This is a genomic window from Mesorhizobium sp. C399B (assembly GCF_030323185.1).
Classification (GTDB): domain Bacteria; phylum Pseudomonadota; class Alphaproteobacteria; order Rhizobiales; family Rhizobiaceae; genus Mesorhizobium.
Map to the genome: position 1 here is coordinate 5,251,349 of NZ_CP100472.1, position 19,430 is coordinate 5,270,778.

A 19,430-nucleotide genomic window follows, 5' to 3' on the forward strand; every position below is an offset into this window, starting at 1 on the left:
AACCATGTGGAAATTTCTTGATCGTTCCCTTCTTGCGTCTTTTCTTGATTGTGTTGGAAAGGCGGGTCGTTACGCAAGCTCGTTCGCACCAAGCCAGTGCCGCGGCCGCAACTTGCGCAGGCGAAATGGTTGCTCGACTCGGTGTTTATGTGATGCCGGGCGGGCCCGCGTCATGGCATCGGATGGATTGCTGCGCGAGCAATCGTCAACAGATCGATCGCCGCTCCAGCGGCGCTCTCAGACGAACGAGCCATCAAGGTCCCATGGTCTAGGCCGGCGAGCTCGCCAAGGCCGTTTCATGAGATGAAATTATATATACCAACGTTCATGCGGCGCAACGGCTGATGCCCTGTGCACTGCGGAATTTCAGACTGGTCGATTGCCAACCGCCAGAGCTGAATCACGACATGATCAGGCCGCCATCGACATTGATGGTTTGGCCGGTGATGTAGGTGGCGTCGTCGCTGGCGAGAAAGCTGACCAGGCCGGACACGTCCTCGCCGCTGCCGGCGCGCCCCATCGGGATGTTCTTCACCCATTCGGCCATCAGCTCGCCGGGCTTGTAGTCACCCATCAGCTTGCCCCAGGCGGCGTCATTATAGGCCCACATGTCCGTGTCGATGATGCCGGGGCAGATGGCGTTGACGGTGATCTTTTCCTTGGCCACTTCCTTGGCCAGGCTCTGGGTAATGCCGACGACGCCGAACTTCGACGCCGCATAGTGCGGCGTGTAGATGAAACCCTGCCGCGCCTGGCCCGATGCCGTGTTGATCAGCCGGCCGCCATCGCCATGCTTGCGAATGCGCGCGATCGCTTCCTGGCAGCACAGGAACACGCCCTTGGTGTTGACGGCCATCACCTTGTCCCACTCGGCCTCGGTCATCGCCTCGATCCGGGCGATGGTGATGACGCCGGCATTCTGCACCGAAATGTCGACACGGCCGAATTCCTTCTCGGCGAGATCGTAAAGCGCTGTAACCTCATCCTTCTTGGTCACGTCCATGCGCATCGACGCGACCTTGGCGCCCCCCGCTTTAAGGCCGGCGGCGACGTCCTCGACGCGGGTATCGATGGCGCTGACCACGATCGCGGCACCTTCCTCGGCGAAGCGCTTCGCCATCGCCGCGCCGATGCCACCGCTCGCGCCGGTGATGACCGCAGTCTTGCCTTCAAAACGCTTCTGCATCTTTTCTCCTTACCAGCAGACAAAACCGCCATCGACGATCAGGTCGATGCCGGTGACGTAACTCGCGGCGCGGCTGGCCAGGAACACGGTCGGGCCGACCATCTCTTCCGGCGTCGCCATGCGCCCCATGGGCGTGTCGCGTTCGAAGATTTTGATCTGTTCGGCGACCTCCGGCCGCTTGTTCATCGGCGTCAGCGTGTAGCCTGGGCTCACCACATTGACGCGCAGGCCGCGATCGGCCCATTCCATGGCGAGGCTTTTCGACATGTGGATGACCGCCGCCTTCGACGAATTGTAATGCGCCTGGGTCAGGCCGCGATTGACGATCGAACCCGACATGGAGGCGATGTTGATGATCGAGCCCTTGCGTCGTGAAAGCATGGCGCGCGCTTCGGCCTGGCAGGACAGGAACACGCCGCTGACATTCACGTCGTAGATTTTCTGCCACTTCTCCAGCGACAGCGTCTCGGCGGCCTCGGCTCCTGCAATGCCGGCATTGTTGACGGCGATGGTCAGCGCGCCGAGCTCCTTTTCCGTGCGCTCGACTGCGGTCGCTAGGTCGGCCTCCGACGTCACCGTCCCGGTCAGCACCACCGCCTTGCGGCCAAGCGCGGCGATCCTGTGCGCGGTCTCATCCAGCCCGCCTTTCGAGGCATGGCCGAAACAGGCTATGTCGGCGCCGGCTTCGGCGAGCCCGATGGCAATGGCCTGGCCAATGCCGCTGCCGGCGCCTGTTACCAGCGCTGCGTCGCCGCTGAGATCGAATAGTTTCATGTTGTTCCCCCTCCTGAAATGAAGGGGCGCCAGTCTTTGCTGGCGCCCCGCGCGGTCCGGTCCTTGGGAGGATACCACCTGCTGCGCTTTGTTCCGACTCCTGTCCTCAGCTCGTGGCGAGTTCCATCACCGCGACATTGCTGGCCTCGCTGCGGCCGAGAATGCCGCGCTGGCGGCCGCGGCTCAGCACCAGCACCCGGTGCGACAGACCCAGCACCTCCTCGAGGTCGGAGCTCACCACCACCACCGCCATGCCGGAACGGGCGAGGTCGGCGATGACGTCGTAGATCGCTGCGCGCGCACCGACATCGATACCGCGCGTCGGCTCATCGAGGATGAACACCTTCGGCGGGCGTGACACCCATTTGGCGATGATCACCTTCTGCTGGTTGCCGCCGGAAAGCTTGCTGACCGCCTGGCCAGGTTTGCCCTTGACCCCGAGCCTTGCGATGCCGGCTTCGGCGAATTTCTGCACCGCTTTCGGAAACACCCAGCCCTTCGGCGCGACATGGTCGAAATTGCCGAACGCCAAATTCTCGCCGATGGTCTGGTCGAGCACGACGCCTTGCGCCTTGCGGTCTTCCGGCACCAGCACGACGCCGGCCTTGATGGCTGCCGCCGGCCCGCTGAGATGCACCGGTTTGCCGGCAACGCGCACCGAGCCCGACGAGATCGGATCGGCGCCGGCGATCGCCCGCACCAGTTCGGTGCGGCCGGCGCCGATCAACCCGGCAATGCCGAGGATCTCGCCTGCTTTGACCGAGAAGGAAACGTTGTTGAAACTTTTCTCCGGCGAAGACAGGTTGTCGACCTCGAGCAGCGTCTCCTCGCGCGGTGGCGACAGATGCGGGAACATCCGCTCGACCGAGCGGCCGACCATCTGCTCCACCACTGTGCGCACGGGAATATCGGCGCGCTCGTGGCGGGCGACGATGCGTCCGTCGCGCATCACAACCACGCGGTCGGCAATCTGCGCGATCTCGTCGAGACGATGGCTGATGTAGATGAAGGACATGCCCTCCGCCTTGAGCTTGCGGATCTGCTGGAACAAAAGCTCCGTTTCCTCGCCGCCGAGCGCTGCGGTGGGTTCGTCGAAGATCAGCAATTCGGCATTGAGCGTCAACGCCTTGGCGATCTCGACCTGTTGCTGGGCGGCGATGCGCAGTGTGCCCACCTTGCGCTCGGGCGAGACGTCGAGGCCAAGCCGCTTCAACTGCGCCGAGGCCTTGGCGTTCATCGCTGCGCGGTCGATGCGGCCGCCGCGCATCGGCAGGCGCCCGACATAGACGTTTTCCGCCACCGACAGATCCGGCAGCAGCTTCAGTTCCTGATGGATCATGCCCACACCGGCATCGATTGCCGCGGCAGGCGAGGCGGGGGAATAGGGCTTCCCCCGCCAGATGATGGTGCCCGCGTCGGGCCGGGTCGAGCCGGCGATGATATTGGACACCGTCGACTTGCCGGCGCCGTTTTCGCCGAGCAGCGCCACAACCTCGCCCGGCCGCACCTCAAAGCTTGCATCGGCCAGGACCTGGACCGGTCCGTAGCTCTTGCAAAGGCCGTTGACGAAGAGCCCGTTGTGCGGGCTTTCGCTGTGGCGAGGATCAGGAGACATCGTGGCGCTCTCTTAAGCGGTGCCGGTCGTTACGGATGCTTGGCGATGAACTGCTCGACATTGTCCTTGGTGGTCAGCGTCGCATCCTGCAGCTGTTCGGCCGGAACGCTTTCGCCGGCCACCAGCTTGATCGCCGCATCGACGGCGAGCCGGCCCATGCCTTGCGTCTGCTGCGTCGCGGTGACGTCGAACACGCCGTCCTTCAGCGCCTTGAGTGCGGCCACGTCGCCATCGAAGCCGGCAACCCAGACCTTGTGGCCGGGATTGGCGACCTTGACCGCCTGTGCCGCACCCAGCGCCAGCGCATCGGCCTGGCCGATGACGATGGAGACATCGGGATGCGACTGCAGCAGGTCCTGCGTCAGCTTGAAGCCTTCGTCCTGGTGCCAGCCTTCGCTCCACAATTCGCCGACCACCTTGATATCGGGATAGGCCTTGAGCGCTTCGCCGCAGCCCTTCGAGCGATCCACTTCCGGCGTGGTGCCCTTCTGGCCGTGGATGATGATCAGTTCGCCTTTGCCGCCGGCCTGCTTGGCGATGTAGTCGCACACCGCCTGCGCCGAGGCGACGCTGTTGGTGGCGATGAAGGTGTCGCCGGGCGCGCCGTCGGCGTTGCGGTCGACATTGACGACCGGGATGCCGGCAGCCTTGGCGGTTTTGGTCGGCACGGTGGCGGCGGTGGCGCCGGCCGGAATGTAGATCAGCGCGTCGATGTTCTGCGTGATCAGATCCTGCACCTGGCTGACCTGCGTTGCCGAATCGCCCTTGGCGTCGACGGTGACGATCTCGATGCCCTTTTCCTTGCTGTAGGCTTCGACCGACTGCTTGATCTGGTTGAAGAAGTCGGCCTGCAGATTGGCCACGGCGAGGCCGAGTTTCTTGGCCTCCTTGGCCGAGGCCATGTCGGTCAGCCCGAGCATAGGAATGATGGCGGCAGCGGCCAGCAGCAATGAACGTTTGGTCAGCATGTGTTTCCTCCGTTGATAGTCAAACTGTCCCGCCAGCGCATCGCGCCCCTTGGAACATCCCAGTTTCGGATCGACCGATCCGTCTATCGCCCGGACGCTCCGGGCGAATTCTCAATTGTGCCCCGCTCTCTATCGCGCCCTGCGCCGCCAGGTGTCGCTGGCGACGGCCAGCGCGATCACCACGCCGATCACCACCTGCTGGATGAAGGGCGAGACGCCGAGCAGATTGAGGCCGTTGCGCAGCACGCCGATGATGAGCACGCCGACCGCTGTGCCGCCGATCGAACCGACGCCGCCCGAGAGGCTGGCGCCGCCGATCACCACCGCCGCGATGGTGTCGAGTTCATAGCCCAGGCCGGAACTCGGCTGCACCGAATCCAGCCGCGCGGCGAGCACGATGCCGGCAAGACCCGCAAGCACGCCGCAAATGGCATAGACCCAGTTGGTCAGCGACTTCACCGGAATGCCGGAGAGCCGCGCCACCTCGGCGCTGCCGCCGATGGCGTAAAGGCTGCGGCCGGCGGCGCGGTAGTTGAGGAAGATGGCGAAGACGATCGCCAGCACCATCATCACCCCGACTGTGACCGACAGAAAGCCGAAATGGCGGATGATCGACAGGCTGGTGAACCAGTCGGGAAAGCCGACGATCTGCGAGCCGTCGGTGATCATGTTGGCAAGGCCGCGCGCCACCGACATCATCGCCAGCGTCGCGATGAACGGCGGCAGCCGGGTGACGGTCACCAGCAGGCCGGACACCAGTCCGCAAAGGCCGGCGACGACCAGTGCTGCAACGACGCCGGCCGCAAGGCCGAGATTGAGATAGTCGGGGTGGGAGACAAAGCCCATCACCATGGCGGCCAGCGCCAGCACCGAGCCGACCGAGAGATCGATGCCGCCGATCAGGATCACCAGCGTCATGCCGATTGCCATGATGCCGAGCACCGTGATCTGGTCGAGCACGTTGAGGATGTTGCGCACGGTGAGGAACGTGTCGGTGGTCAGTGTCAGCGCCAGGCAGAGCAGCAGCAGTCCGATCAGCGGTCCCATGGTTCCGGCAAACAGTGCCGAAAGCTTCGCGGCCGTCGCACCTTGAGTGCCGGGCGCGGCTTTCAACTCGCCAGCCTTCGACTCGCTTGCATCATTACTCACGGCCACTTCGTCTCCTCCGTCAGCGAAACGGCGATGGCCTGCCGTCCGCTCTTGTTCACCAGGCACCTCCCTGTGAACAATTTATCTTTGATATGCAATTTTGTTCAGCTAAACTGTTCATTAGAAAATTGTCAAGAGCCGTTGCGCCATTCGGCGGTGGTTTGCGCCACAGGGCGGTTTGTCCTAGGGAAGGCCAGGGGGCGGCGCTTGCGGAAAGATTTCCGAAATCTGCCGCGGGAGGGCAAAAGATGGCGACCGTCGAAAACGAGAAGGCCTCGCGCTTCCCCGATGCCGAGCTCAAGGCCCGGGCCGCCTGGCATTACTATGTCGAAGGTCTGACGCAAGAGCGCATTTCCGAGATCCTCGGCGTCGGCCGCATCAAGGTGCACCGCATTCTCTCCGCTGCGCGAGAGGAGGGCATCGTGCAGTTCCGCATTCGCGACAGTGTCGTCGAATGCGTGCAGCTCGAGGAGAGCCTGAAGCAGCGTTTCGGGCTCAGCCAGGCGGTCGTGGTGCCATCAGCCGCTGATCGCAGCAACGCGCCGCTGATGATCGGCCACGCGGCTGCCGCCTATCTCGCCGACAATGTGAATGCCGGCGACGTCATCGCGCTGGGCTGGGGTCGCACCCTGAAATTCGCCATCAACGAACTGCCGAGGCGGCCGATCGCCAGGACGACGGTTGTCTCGATGCTCGGTGGCCTCACCCACGCGCAGCCGCTCAACCCGACCGAAAGCGCCTGGGAGTTCGCCGAAAAGATCGGCGCTGAATGTTTCCTGCTGCCGGTGCCGGTCTATGCCGACAAGCCGGAACAGCGCGATGCCTTCATGAGCCAGCGCAGCGTTCAGGATGTCGTCTTCCGCGCGCGCCGCGCCAACATCGCCGTGCTCAGCGTCGGCTCGTTTTCCAAGGACAGCCCGATCGCCAATTACGGCTTCATCAAACCGAGCGAACTCGAGGAATTGCAGGCGGCCGGCGCGGTCGGCGACCTCTTGTGCCACTTCATCGACGCCGAGGGCCACCCTGTCGACCATGAGGTCAACCGCCGCGTCTGCGCCTATCCGCTGCAGGATCTGTCCGATATTCCGAGCATCATCCTGGTGTCAGGCGGTCAGGAGAAGGTCGCCGTCATGCGCGCGGCGCTGGCCAACACCAGGATTTCGGTGCTGATCACCGATGAGGATGCGGCCAAGGGATTGCTCAACCGCTGAAGCACGCGGGGGCTTGTCAGAATTCGCAGGGCTCCGGACGACTGTCGTCCGACCAGTCGGCCAGCGCGACCGGCACGAATTTTCCCGCGACCGGTTTGCCGTCGTCCAGGTCCTTTGAGGCAATGCCTCTGCCGGTGAGAAAATTGATGTCGCAGCCGCCCAGCGTCGTCTCGACCGAGCCGTCGGCTTTCTGCACATTCCAGTCCCAGTCGCGACTGTAGCCGGCGACAAGGAATTTACCGCCGCGCCAGACGATGGTCAGCGTCGCATCCCATGATTTGTTGGCGCCGCAGCCGAAGCACGAGGTGACGGCAAGCGATCCCTTGCCCTTGCTTTCGAGCCCGAGAATACAGTCCTGCGTCAGCGCCTTTTTGACAAAGTCAGGCTTGCGCGAAGGATCGAGCTTTCCTTCGCCGGCAGCCAGATAGATCGAGAGATCCGCCAGCCCGCTGTCGGGATCCGCCGCGATCGCGGCCCGATCCATCCTGCCGTCATTGTCCATGTCGAGCGTGACCTCGAAGGGCGGCTCGTCCTGCGCACGCGCCGTCATTGGAGCTGCCGCAAGCGCGACAATCCAGGGCAGGGCGGCAAGGTGAAATACTGCTTTCATAGGCCCGATGAGTCTAGCATTGGCCGGGCAGGACGCAAAATCGGCAAGCTGGGCAGGTTGGGCATGGGAGCCTCACGCAGGCAAGCTGCGCTTGAACTCAGATCGCACCGAGCCGCGCGTGGATGTCGCGTGTCGCGTGATAGAGGTCGCGGTAGATCGCCTTGCGCGCCCGGTAAGCCGGCACCAGCGTCATATCCGGATCGACACGCCTGGCCGGCGCCGCCGCCATTGCCTTGGCGGCGTCTTCCGCCGAGGCGAACCAGCCGATCGCCGAAGCAGCCAGCATGGCCGCGCCAAGGGCCGCCGCCTCGTTGACCGGCGACACGAACAGCGGCCGCTCCAGCACGCTGGCCATGATCTTCATCAGCAGCGCCGAATTGGTGCCGCCGCCGGCGGAAATCATCTCTCCCGACTTGCCGCCGCTTTCGGCCTCCATCGCCTCGCTGGCGATGGCCTGCTCCAAAGCGATGCCTTCCAGCGTGGCGCGGAAGAGATGCCTGGGCTCATGGTCGAGCGACAGGCCAACAACGGCGCCGCGCGCCGCGCCATCCCAATAGGGGCTCATGACGCCGGCCCAATAGGGCATGACCAAAAGACCGTCGCCGCCGGCCGCAACATCGACCGCACCCTTCTCCAGTTCTGCCGCGGAAGACGCGCCGGTGGTGCGCACGATCCAGTCGACCAGTTGCATGCCCGAGCGCAGCACGGTTTCCAGCATGAAGCCGGAGCCGGTCGGCGAGACCAGCGTGCGAAACGCATCCGATGTGGTGACCGTGCCGGAATAGCAGCCGCTGACGACGCCGGAGCCGAGCGAGAGATAGCTCCTGCCGGCACCATAGACGCCCATGCCGAGACCCATGGCCTGGCCATCGCCGGCGCCGGCGACAATTGGCGTGCCCGCTTTGAGGCCAGTCAGCTGGGCAATGCTTTCGGCAAGGCCGCCGCAGATTTCGCCTGGGCCGATCAGCGCCGGCAACTGCCGTGGCTGCAACCCTGCAGCCGCGACAAGCTCAGGGTGCCATTCGCCTGTCGTGACATCGAGCAAGCCGAGCGGGTCGGCACTTGCCGTGCTGGTTACCAGCCGTGCGGTCAGCCGGTGAACGAAGAAGCCATGAACATCGACCAGGGCGGCGGCGTTGGCCAGCACCTGCGGCTGGTGTTCCGCCAGCCAGGCGATGGCATAGAGCGCCGGCGTCGGATCCGGCGGCTTGCCGCTCCAGTCGCGGATCGTCTCGCGGCCAAGCTCGGCCGACAGCTTGGCGACTTGAGGCCGGGCGCGCTCGTCAAGCCACAGGATCGCCGGGATGAGCGGCTTGCCGGCATGATCGATCAGGGTGAAAGTCTCGCGCTGATGGGCGATGGCGATTGCCGCCACGCGCGCGGCGCCGACCTTGTCGGCAACCTGCTTCAGCGCACTGATGAGGGCTGCCCACCAATGTTCGGCATCCTGCTCGAAATGGCCGGGCTTCGGATTGGCCAGCGGATAGGCCTCGCGCGCCTGGAACAGCTCCGCGCCGTCGCGGGTGAAGGCGATTGCCTTCACCGCCGTCGTCGAGGCATCGATCCCGATAACGACATCGTCCATCACAGGGAGATCCCGAAGGTTCAGGCGGCGTTGGTCACAAACTGTCCGTCCGACTGGTCGAGACGGCGGCGTATCTGCGTTATCACCATCGAATCGTCGGGTACACAATTTTCATAGGTGAGGAAGTCGCCGGTCTTGACCGGCTTGACCACCTTGGCGCGTTCGGCAATCCCGAGCGGCAGCGCGCCCTTGGCGCGGGCGTCCTCCCAGGTCATGGCGAAGCCGCGATAGTCGTTCTCGCCGATCATGCCGAGCGATTGGCCCGCGCAGAGATCGCTCTTGGCCACCGCCACCGCTTCGGCGACCGGATGGTCGAGGGGCTCCATGTCGGCGCGTTTGTAGACCACGGCGCGCGCCGCCGACAGTGGCACTTCAAGGCTTGTCAGGTGATAGGGACGGTAGATCGTGAAATAGGGGCCCTTGCCGACCTTGAGGTCGACCATGCGCTCCAGCACGCGCGGATGCCTCGTTTCGATGATGCAGAACACGCCGGGCGCCACGCCCTTGCCGATGGAATAGTCGACCACGCCCTTGCGGTGCAGCACGCCGCCATCCTCGCGCGGGCAAAGCACGCTGGCCAGTTCCTCCAGCGTCGCCGTCGGGCCGTGCATGCCCGGCACGTCGGGCACCAGCCCGGTGGCGTTGGCGATAGCCACCATCTCGATCGCCGTCTTGGAACCGTCGACGAACTCGACCAGCATGCGCGCATTCATATTGCGCTCGGCCGCTTCCTTCTCGTAGTCGGCGGGCATGGCGTCGATCTTGAGCGGGTTGTTTTTGCCCTTGCCGGCGGCGATGATGTTGAAGCCGAGGCTCTTGGCGAAGCCGATGATCTCCAGCGTGCAGGCGGGTTCGTCGCCGGCCGCACCGGTGTAGACCACGCCGGCCTTGCGCGCTTCCTCCTTGAGGAAGCGGCCGATCGTAATGTCCGCCTCGACATTGAGCATAACGATGTGCTTGCCGTTCTTCATCACTTCGAGCGCAAACAGCGTGCCGATGTTGGGATTGCCTGTCGCGTCGATGATGACATCAATGCGGCCGGCCGCGGCCAGCGCATGCAGATCTTCGGTGACAGCGATCTTGCCGGCCTCGATGGCGCGGTCGATGGCAGAGGCGGTCGCAGCCTGGACGATGTCGGAGCGGTCATGGCCGGCGAGCAGTGCGGCATCGATCGCCGCTTGCGGCCGCACCTCGGAAATGGCACCGATCCGCATGCCCGGCATCAGCGCCACCTGGACGACGATGTCGGTGCCCATCTGCCCGGCGCCGGCGAGTCCGATGGTGATGGGCCCTTGGGCTTCAGCGCGCTGCAGAAGTTCCGCTGCAAATTGCGGATGGGCCATATCGCTTCCTCCAGTCATGACGCGCCGCAGCGTCAAATCATCATTTTGAACATTCCTATTTCCATTTGAAAAATATTTCAACCCGCAAATCGGAGAATGGCTGCAGGACCAAATCTCCCACGGAGGATTCGTGGGGTGACAGCTTCATGCTGCGCTTGATCTCAGCCGATCTCTAGGAAAGGCTTGCCGAGCAGGTCGGGCACGACATCGATGCCGAGGCCGGGCCCGTCGGGAATGCCCATGTGGCTGCCGGTGACCGGTGGGGCGTTGGAGGCCGTGCGCACCGTCACCCACTCATGGAAGGCGATGGCGTGCAGCCGGCGTTCTTCCGGCGTCGACAGCGACAGATGCGCCATCGCCGCCGTGTCGATCTCGGCGCCGCCCGTATCCTCGACGGTAATCATGAAACCGAGATCGACGGCGACGTCGCGGATTTGCCTTGTCCTGGTTACGCCGCCAAGCCGCGAGATCTTCAGCGTCAGCCCGTCGGCGGCGCCCAGGCGATGGATTTCCAGCATCGCCTCGAGCGAGATGACGCTCTCGTCCAGCACCATCGGCTTGTCGAGCATGCGGCGCACCGACATGTTCTCCTCGATCGTCGTGCAGGGCTGCTCGAACGTGTAGTCGATGCCGCGCGTTGCATCGGCGAACTGCCGCGCCTGGTAGGGTGTCCAGCCGGCATTGGCGTCGCAGAAAATCACCGTGCCTTTCGGCACGGCCGAAGCGACTGCGCTCACCCGCTCGATGTCTTCATGCACATTGCCGCCGACCTTGACCTGCAGTCGGCGGCAGCCCTGGGCGATGATCCTTTTGGCCAGTGCCGCCATCTGGTCGAGCGTGCCGTGGGTGACGACGCGGTAGGTCTCCGCCATGTCGCTCTCGCGGCCGCCAAGCATGGTCACCAGCGGCACGTCGGCGGCCCGGGCCGCCAGATCCCAGCAGGCCATGTCGAGCGCCGACTTGGTGTAGGGATGGCCCTTGAACACCGTATCCATCAGCCGGCCGATGCCGGCGAGGCCACGCGGGTCCTGGCCGATCAGGTGCGGCGCAATCTCGACCACGCCCGCGCGCGTTCCCGCCGGAAAGGCGGCCGAATAGAAATTGCCGAGCGGCGCCATCTCGCCCCAGCCGGTCACGCCGCTGTCGGAGGTGATGGCGACGATCACCGCATCGAAGCAGTCTGCAACCCGCCCCTTTGACATGCGGTAGGGCCCGTCCACGAAGGGCTGCACGACGCGATAGGCCTTGATGGTTTTGATCTGCACTTGTCTGTCCGTTGTCTCTAGGCGTTGAGGAGGGTCAGCCCTTCGATGTCCGCTGTTCGAGGCCACGCGCATAGGCAAGCAGCTCTTCGAAATCGAGGTCGATATGCTCGCGCGCATGGCGCTGGGCGGCGCGCATGTCGGCGCCCTTCAAGAGCCGCACATAGGTCTCGTGGAGATCTTCGGCCGGCACCGGCTCGTTGCGGGCCCGCTGGTGCAGGGCAAAATACATCTGCAGCCGGCTGGTCAGCCGCTGCCAGGTTTCCAGCAGCACCGAATTGTCGGCCCATTCATAGATCAGCCCGTGCAATTGCAGCGCGGCTTCGATCTGGCGGGTGGTGTCTCGCGCGCGCGTCGCCTGCTTCACTGCCTCGTGCCGGCGGTCGAGTTCGCCGAAGAAGCGCTGGTCGCGCAGCTTCCATGTCCGCTCGATGGCGAATTCATCGAGCACCTTGTTCAGCGAATAGGCGTCGTCGATATCTTTGGCGGTGACATCGATGACGAAGGTGCCGGCATAGGGAATGCTGGTCAGGATGCCTTCCTGCACCAGCTCGCGCATCGCCTCGCGCAACGGCGCACGGCTGACCCGCATCTGCTCGGCGATCCTCAGCTCGTTGAGCTTTTGGCCGGGTTCCAGCTGGCCGGTCAGGATCGCGCGCCGCAACAGCGCGACGATCTCGGCCCGGCGTGTCGTATCCGCGATCGGACTGAAGTCCAGCTTGGCCATTCCGTCATTCCAGTGAGAGCCGGAAACGAGACAAGCAGATTGTCGACAATCCTACAAGATGATTGTTCCGGATTCTTGTGCCTTGCGGTTACTCCAAAAACGGCGTGCGGCGCTCCATAAAAAAACGGCGCCCTCGGCGTGGAAGCCGAAGGCGCCGCAGGACCGGGGCTGATGGGGGTTATCAGCTGGCCGGTTTCTCCTGGGGCAACGGCGAGATCGGCATTCCTGGTCCGATTTTCTGCAGATTGCCCGTTATCACCTGGTCGCCTTCGGCAACGCCGCTGAGGACCGCCACAAGGTCGCCGCTGGTCGCGCCGAGCGAGACGATGCGCTGGTCGACCGTGTTGCCCTTGCCGACTACATAGACATATTTGCCGAGCTGGCTCGAACCCAGCGCCACCTGCGGCACCATCAGCGCGTCGGGCAGCTGCTTGATGTGCAGCCGCACCCGGACATACTGGCCCGGCAGCAGCGAGAACTTCGCATTGCCGATGGTGGCGCGCGCCGTAATCGTGCCGGTCGAGTGGTCGACCGTGTTGTCGATGAAGGTGAGTTCGCCCTTCTGGCTGGCTTCGGTCTCGCCGGGCAGCAGCACCTCGACCTCGATCGGGCCGGCGGCCCGGGCCTGTTCGATTTCGGCCAGGTCCGTCTCGCTCGGATTGAAGGTGACGTAGATCGGGTCGAGCTGCACCAGCGTGTTCAGCACCGTGCCGGCGACGCTGACCAGCGTGCCGACCGAAGCCTGGTTGCGGCCGACGCGGCCGGCAAACGGAGCGTGGATTTCGGCGTAGCTCAAATTAAGCTCGGCCGTCCGCACCGCCGCCTGGTTGACGGCAAGCGACGCTTCGGCCTGACGCAAGGTGCTCGTGCGCTGGTCGAACCCATCCTTGGCCAGATAACCGCTCTTGGCGAGTTCGGAGCCGCGGCCGAGATTGGAGCGTGCATAGTCGAGGCTCGCTTGGTCGCGCTGCACTTCGGCCTTGGCCTGGTCGAGAGCCGTCTTGAAGTCGTCGGGCGAGATTTTGTAGAGCAGATCACCCTGGCGCACATCCGCGCCGTCCTCAGCCGTCTGCTCCTGCAGATAGCCGGGCACGCGGGCCTGCAAGGTGACGCTGCGGATCGCCTCGATGCGGGCGGCGTAGTCGAGATAGATCGGGATCGTCTTCTTGACCACGCTCGTCACCGGCACCGGCATGACGAATGCCGCAGGTGCTGCCGTCGCTGCCGCCGTGCCGGCATTGAGGCTGAGATTGCCCATGTCGAGGAAGTGGACGCTTGCCACCGAGATCGCTCCCAGGGCGACGGCCGTTCCCAAAGCTATTTTCCATTTACGCATTTTGGTCTCCAATTCTATTCGGCTGCTTCGGCCAGGCGCATCGGCGCTGGTTCGGCAGTCGGTTCATTATTGTCCTGGTCATGAGCAGCGTTCGGTTCGCTGCGCACGCGGCCTTCGCGCAGCTGTTCGATGACCGCGTAGAAGACTGGCACGAACACCAGCGACAGGATGGTCGCCGCGACCATGCCGCCAAACACGGTGGTGCCGATCGACTGCCGGCTTGCCGCACCCGCACCCGTCGCAAACATCAGCGGCAGCACGCCGAGGATGAAGGCGAAGGCCGTCATCAGGATCGGCCGCAGCCTCAGCCGCGCGGCTTCCATTGCCGCGTCGACAATGCTCAGTCCCTCCTCGCGCCGCCGCCTTGCAAACTCGACGATCAGGATCGCGTTCTTGGCGGCGAGGCCGATCAGCATGACGAAGCCGATCTGCGAGTAGACGTCGATCTGCATGCCGCGCAGGAACAGGGCTGCGAAGGCGCCGAACAGGGCCAGTGGCACCGCCAGCAGCACCATGAACGGCATCGCCCAGCTCTCATACTGCATCGCCAGGATCAGGAAGACGAAGACGATGGCGAGGCCGAAGACGACCGACGCTATCGATCCTGCCTTGAGCTCCTGGAAGGTGATGCCGGTCCATTCGAAACCGAAATCCCTGGGCAAAGCGGTGGCGGCGGCCCGTTCCATCGCGGCAACCGCCTGGCCCGACGAGAAGCCGGGGGCTGCGCCGCCATTGATCGTGGCCGAGGCGTTGTTGTTGTAGTGCGGCACGGTTTCCGGGCCGACGAACGGCACCAGTTTGCCAAGTGTGCTCAGCGGCACCATTCCGCCGGAGGCGTTGCGCACATAGAGCCGCGAAAGGTCGCCTGCGTCGGCACGTGCATCCTTGTCGGCCTGGATGGTCACCCGGAAGGTGCGGCCGAACAGGTTGAAGTCGTTGACGTAGAGCGAGCCGAGATAGATCTGCAGCGTGTTGAAGACGTCGGGCAGGTTGAGGCCGAGCAGTTTGGCCTTGCTGCGGTCGAGGTCGTAGTTGAACTGCGGCGTCGAGGTCGAGAACGGCGAGAACAGCTGCTGCGGGTTGATTTCCGGCTGCTTGCGCGCCTCGGCGATCACGGCTTGCGTCGCGTCGTTGAGGGCTGAACTGCCTCGCCCGGTGAGGTCCTCGACGACGAATTCGAAGCCGCCCGTGGTGCCGATACCCGGGATCGAAGGCGGATCGAAGGACAGCGCGAAGGCTTCCGGAATCTGCATCAGCTTGCCGCGCACATCGGAGACGAGCTTGGACGCGCTCTGGTCGGGGCCGCGCTCTTCCCACGGCTTCAGGATGGCGAACTCGACAGCCGAGTTCGACTGCGCCGCACTGGTCAGGAAGTTCAGGCCGCTGATCGAGCCGACAATCTCGACGCCGGGTGTTGCCTGCAATATGTCGCGCGCTTTCTGCGCCACCGCGTCGGTGCGTTCCAGCGAGGCGCCGTCAGGCAGCTGGATGACGACGAAGAAGTAACCCTGGTCCTCGACCGGAAGGAAGGTCGAGGGCAACTTCTGCCAGACGAAGTAGGTGGCCACCAGGCCGGCCGCGAACAGACCGAGCATGATCCAGCGCAGCCGGATGAGGATACGCACGCCGTGCGCATAGGCATGCGACAGTCTGTCGAAGCCCGTGTTGAACCAGCGGAACGGGGCGAACTGCGTCTCGCCGCGATGGCGCAGGAAGGCGGCGCTCAGCGCCGGGCTGAGCGTCAGCGAGTTGAAGGCGGATATGCCGACCGAAATCGCCACCGTCAGCGCGAACTGATTGTAGAGCTTGCCGGAGACGCCGGGAATGAAGGCAACGGGCACGAAGACGGCCATCAGCACTGCGGTGGTGGCGATGATCGGTCCGGTGACCTCGGCCATCGCGGCCTTGGTCGCCGCCAGCGGTTTGAGGCCCGCCTCCAATTGTCGCTCGACATTTTCGACCACCACGATGGCGTCGTCGACGACGAGGCCGATGGCCAGCACCATGCCGAGTAGGGAGAGCATGTTGAGCGAGAAGCCCATCATTTCCATGACCACCATCGTCGCCACCAGCGACACCGGAATGGCGATGGTCGGGATGATCGTCGTGCGCCAGCTCTGCAGGAAGATGAACACCACGGCCACGACCAGCACCAGCGCTTCGCCAAGCGTGATCAGGACGTCATGCATCGATGCCGACACGAAGCGCGTGGTGTCGTAGTGCATGGCGTAGCTGACGCCCTTGGGGAAACGGGCCGACAGTTCCTGCATCTTGTCCTTGACGTGCTGCTGCAGATCGAGCGCGTTGGAACCGGGCATCTGGTAGACGGCCAGCACCACCGTCGGGTCCTTGCCGAAGAAGGCCGACGACGAATATTGCAGCGCGCCGAGCTCGATGCGGGCGACGTCGCGCAGTCGCACCAGCGAGCCGGTGCCGGTGTTGGCGCGCACGACGATGTCGCCGAACTCCTTGGGGTCGCTCAGGCGGCCGACGGCGTTGACCTGCATCTCGAAGGCGGTGCCGGCGGGCGCCGGCGACTGGCCGATCTTGCCGGCCGCCACCTGGACGTTCTGTTCCGAGATGGCGTTCTGGACATCGACAGCGGTGATGCCAAGATTGGCGAGCTTGTCCGGGTCGAGCCAGACGCGCATCGAATAGCGGCGCTCGCCGAATATCTGGACGTCGCCGACGCCAGGCAGCCGCTTCAGCGGATCGACGACCTGCAGATAGGCGAGGTTGCTCAGCGCCACCGGATCGACCGAACTGTCGGGCGAGGTCAGGTTGACGATGAGGACGAAATTCGGGTTCTGCTTCTTGATCGTCACGCCGCCCTGGTTGACGATCGCCGGCAGCGAGGAGGCCGCTTGCGAGACGCGGTTCTGGACGTCGACGGCCGCGGTGCTCAAGGAATAGCCGACATCGAAGGTGATGGTGATGGTCGAGGAGCCGTCATTGGAGCTCGACGACGACATGTAGGTCATGCCTTCGACGCCGTTGATCTGCTGCTCCAGCGGCGTCGTCACCGTATCGGCGACCACTTGCGCGCTGGCGCCCGGATAATGGGCGCTGACCACGACCTGCGGCGGCGTGATGTCGGGAAACTGCGAAACCGGCAAAAGGAAATAACAAATCGTCCCGGCGAGCACCATGATGATGGCGATGGCCGAGGCGAAGATCGGACGATGGATGAAAAAGTTTACCACGACACGCAAACCTCTTTAGAAGAACCGGCCTCTTTAAAAGAATTGGCAGACCGGGACTGCCGCCGGCCGCGCACCGAACCCGGGTCCTGCAAAAAATACGAAGACGGCGCCGCACCGCTGAGGCCCTGCTCATCGGCAACGGTCCTCAGCATCGCTTCGAAGGCGCGCGGATTGACGCGGTCCGCTTTCATCACCAACCGGATCATCGGATCCCGGATGGCTTCATCGATGGTCAAATCCTTGCGCTGCGACATTGGAGCGTCTCCATTCCAGCGATTCGCATCGGACGATCGCGAACCGGTTTTCATCTCTTCACCGGCCGGAGCCGCATGACCTGCAATTTTCACCCTTTGTGATCTGGCAGGACCAGTTCACGGCCTTGTTATTGACGGAAGGCCACATAGGTGTTACCAGTAAGTAACATTCGGATAGTTACAGACCGGTAACACCCTAGTCAAGAGGTGAACCGAATTTTTAGGGAGACAAGGAGACTGCGATGGCAGACGGCATTACCGATCGTGTGCGCCCCCGGGATCGAATCCTGGAGACGGCGCAGGACATGTTTCACAAGCATGGCATCAAGGGCGTCGGTGTCGACGCCATCACGGAAGCCGCCGGCACCAACAAGATGACGCTCTACCGTCATTTTGAGTCCAAGGACGAACTGATCGTCCAGTGCCTGCGCGCGTCGGCGGCTAAAGGCGCCGCGATGTGGGACCAATTCGAGGCTGAGCATCCCGGCGACAAGCTCGCCCAGTTGCATGCCTGGATTCGCATGGCCGCTGCTTGCCTGGCGGCTGACGGTCGCGGCTGCGACATGGCCAATGCCGCCGCCGAATTGACCGAGCCGGACCATCCCGCCAGGAGCGTGATCAAGGAGCTCAAGAGCGCTCAGCGCGATCGCCTCGTTGCGCTGTGCCGGGATGCGGGCATCGGTCAGGCCGAGCTTCTGGCCGATACGCTGTCGCTGCTGTTCGAAGGGGCGCGCGTCAGCGTGCAGACCATGGGCTGCCAAGGCCCCAGCACGCAGTTCGTGCGCATGGCTGAAGGCCTGATCAGCTCTTTCAGGGCGCGCTGAATTCCAGCTTTCGGAGTTGAGGAGTCCCCATCATCCGGCGGGGCTTTTGGCTATTCTCCGAACTTGCCCGTCAACTCTAATTTAGATTCATTTGAGAATGAAAAAAGCCCGCTGCCGGGAGGAGGTGGCAGCGGGCCGATTTCGAACGAGATGCGGGAGGAGGTGCACCGCGCTCAGCGTCGGCATCGCATCTGGGAGGAGTAGATGGCCGACACCCAGATGAGTACGAGTTGCCCAATGATTCGGCAACAATGAAAGTTGCATGGCTGCTGTGCAGATTTGCGGCATCTACCCCGACTTGTCGTACAAATCGGACAAACCGCCACGGCGCGACTTCACTGCACCGGCACGTTTTCCTTGAAGATCAGCCGTGGCTCGATGAACTTCTTCGTCAGGTATGGCGCGGCGGATGCGATCGAGCCAAGCAGGCGGATCACAGATTGCTCCGCGATCAGCCGCGCATTCTGGTCGATGACGACATCGGCGAGGTCGTCGACGAGATAGCCGCGCGTTTCCTTGGTCAGGTCGTGGCAGATGAAGACCGGCTTCTTCTTTGGCTTGGCCTCGAGCAGCGCTCTCGCCACACCTGAGCGCCCGGCGCCGACGCAATAGATGCCGAGCAGTTCCGGCTCGTTGTGCAGCGCCTGCATCGTTGCGGTGTAGCTGCCCTCCGGTTCGTCATTGATCTCGACCGCACTCGAGACCGTGAGATTGGGGAATTCCTCTGTCAGCACCGACCGAAAGCCCATCTCGCGCTCCTCGTGCCCGCGATAGGAACGCGAGCCGACGACCATCGCCAGATGACCCTGGCGGCCATTGAGGAAGCGCCCCATCAACAGCGCCGCCGTGCGTCCGGCAACCCGGTTGTCGATGCCGACATAGGCCGAACGCGGGGCGGCTGGAACGTCGGAGACCAGCGTGACAAGGCGGATGCCTGCCTCGACCACATCGCGCAATATGTTGCGCGTTCGCGGATGATCGACGGCAATGACGCCGACGCCATTGGCCTTCAGCGACAGATTTTCAACCGCCGCCTGCAGCGCTGCCGGCGAGATGCCGCCGAGATTGTGGATCCGGCACGAGGCGACCAGCGGCAGGCGCCCCGCATAGTCCTCGATGTGCCCGGCGAGGTCGATCATGAAACCGTTGGCGCCGATCGGCAGGAAGAATTCAAGATGCGCCGGCCGCGACGGCAGCGTCACCTGATCGACCACCGGCAAATAGCCGAGCTGCTTGGCCGCCTCCATCACCCGTTGGCGGTTGGCGGCGCTCGCGCCGGCCCGGTTGTTCAGAACCCGGTCGACGGTCGCGGTCGACAGGCCGCAGCTCCTGGCTATGTCGGCAACGGTGGCTTTCATGGCTGTAGTCATAGAGCATGATCCC

At 63.8% G+C, this 19,430-nt stretch carries 16 protein-coding genes; 2 read left to right on the plus strand and 14 right to left on the minus strand.

The annotated features are described in order from the left end of the window. Positions 1-400 precede the first annotated feature (400 nt). From NLY36_RS24845 to NLY36_RS24865, 5 genes are all read right to left on the minus strand, one after another. Complete coding sequence (locus NLY36_RS24845) at positions 401-1,186, minus strand: SDR family oxidoreductase (RefSeq protein ID WP_023735614.1); 786 nt, start codon at positions 1,184-1,186, stop codon at positions 401-403. Between the two features lie 9 nt (positions 1,187-1,195). Next, positions 1,196-1,960, minus strand: a complete 765-nt coding sequence (locus tag NLY36_RS24850; protein WP_023696616.1) for an SDR family oxidoreductase — start codon at positions 1,958-1,960, stop codon at positions 1,196-1,198. Positions 1,961-2,066: 106 nt separating this feature from the next. Then, positions 2,067-3,575 (minus strand): sugar ABC transporter ATP-binding protein, encoded by a 1,509-nt coding sequence (locus NLY36_RS24855; protein WP_023696615.1) that lies wholly within the window; start codon positions 3,573-3,575, stop codon positions 2,067-2,069. Positions 3,576-3,604: 29 nt separating this feature from the next. Next, a complete protein-coding gene (locus NLY36_RS24860) occupies positions 3,605-4,543 on the minus strand; it encodes a sugar ABC transporter substrate-binding protein (RefSeq protein WP_023735613.1) in 939 nt (312 codons plus the stop codon). Positions 4,544-4,672: 129 nt separating this feature from the next. Further along, positions 4,673-5,656, minus strand: coding sequence for an ABC transporter permease (locus NLY36_RS24865; protein WP_050591508.1), 984 nt, complete (start codon positions 5,654-5,656; stop codon positions 4,673-4,675). Positions 5,657-5,940: 284 nt separating this feature from the next. Between NLY36_RS24865 and NLY36_RS24870 the strand changes: the two genes are divergently transcribed. Then, entirely contained in the window at positions 5,941-6,903 is a 963-nt protein-coding gene (locus NLY36_RS24870; protein WP_023668527.1) for a sugar-binding transcriptional regulator, read from the plus strand. A gap of 16 nt (positions 6,904-6,919) precedes the next feature. Here NLY36_RS24870 and NLY36_RS24875 read toward each other — a convergent pair whose 3' ends face one another. The 8 genes from NLY36_RS24875 to NLY36_RS24910 form a co-directional block, all read right to left on the minus strand. Further along, complete coding sequence (locus tag NLY36_RS24875) at positions 6,920-7,513, minus strand: hypothetical protein (RefSeq protein ID WP_156933192.1); 594 nt, start codon at positions 7,511-7,513, stop codon at positions 6,920-6,922. Positions 7,514-7,610: 97 nt separating this feature from the next. After that, a complete protein-coding gene (locus tag NLY36_RS24880) occupies positions 7,611-9,098 on the minus strand; it encodes a xylulokinase (protein WP_023735610.1) in 1,488 nt (495 codons plus the stop codon). 20 nt (positions 9,099-9,118) lie between these two features. Further along, on the minus strand, positions 9,119-10,441 hold the full coding sequence (locus NLY36_RS24885; RefSeq protein ID WP_023735609.1) for an NAD(P)H-dependent oxidoreductase: 1,323 nt from the start codon (positions 10,439-10,441) through the stop codon (positions 9,119-9,121). A gap of 161 nt (positions 10,442-10,602) precedes the next feature. Continuing rightward, positions 10,603-11,706, minus strand: coding sequence for a mandelate racemase/muconate lactonizing enzyme family protein (locus tag NLY36_RS24890; RefSeq protein ID WP_023735608.1), 1,104 nt, complete (start codon positions 11,704-11,706; stop codon positions 10,603-10,605). A gap of 34 nt (positions 11,707-11,740) precedes the next feature. Then, on the minus strand, positions 11,741-12,430 hold the full coding sequence (locus NLY36_RS24895; protein ID WP_023735607.1) for a GntR family transcriptional regulator: 690 nt from the start codon (positions 12,428-12,430) through the stop codon (positions 11,741-11,743). 181 nt (positions 12,431-12,611) lie between these two features. Next, positions 12,612-13,766, minus strand: coding sequence for an efflux RND transporter periplasmic adaptor subunit (locus NLY36_RS24900; RefSeq protein WP_023735606.1), 1,155 nt, complete (start codon positions 13,764-13,766; stop codon positions 12,612-12,614). A 14-nt stretch (positions 13,767-13,780) separates the two neighbouring features. Next, positions 13,781-16,969 (minus strand): efflux RND transporter permease subunit, encoded by a 3,189-nt coding sequence (locus tag NLY36_RS24905; protein WP_023735605.1) that lies wholly within the window; start codon positions 16,967-16,969, stop codon positions 13,781-13,783. Next, positions 16,963-17,223: a hypothetical protein gene (locus NLY36_RS24910; RefSeq protein ID WP_023735604.1), complete on the minus strand. Its 261-nt coding sequence runs from the start codon at positions 17,221-17,223 to the stop codon at positions 16,963-16,965. The genes NLY36_RS24905 and NLY36_RS24910 overlap by 7 nt, the downstream gene beginning before the upstream one ends. 242 nt (positions 17,224-17,465) lie before the next feature. On the opposite strand from NLY36_RS24910, the gene NLY36_RS24915 reads away from it, so the two are divergent. Further along, positions 17,466-18,047, plus strand: a complete 582-nt coding sequence (locus tag NLY36_RS24915) for a TetR/AcrR family transcriptional regulator (RefSeq protein ID WP_023668517.1) — start codon at positions 17,466-17,468, stop codon at positions 18,045-18,047. Between the two features lie 335 nt (positions 18,048-18,382). Here NLY36_RS24915 and NLY36_RS24920 read toward each other — a convergent pair whose 3' ends face one another. Then, positions 18,383-19,405 (minus strand): LacI family DNA-binding transcriptional regulator, encoded by a 1,023-nt coding sequence (locus NLY36_RS24920; protein WP_023668516.1) that lies wholly within the window; start codon positions 19,403-19,405, stop codon positions 18,383-18,385. Between the last annotated feature and the right edge of the window lie 25 nt (positions 19,406-19,430).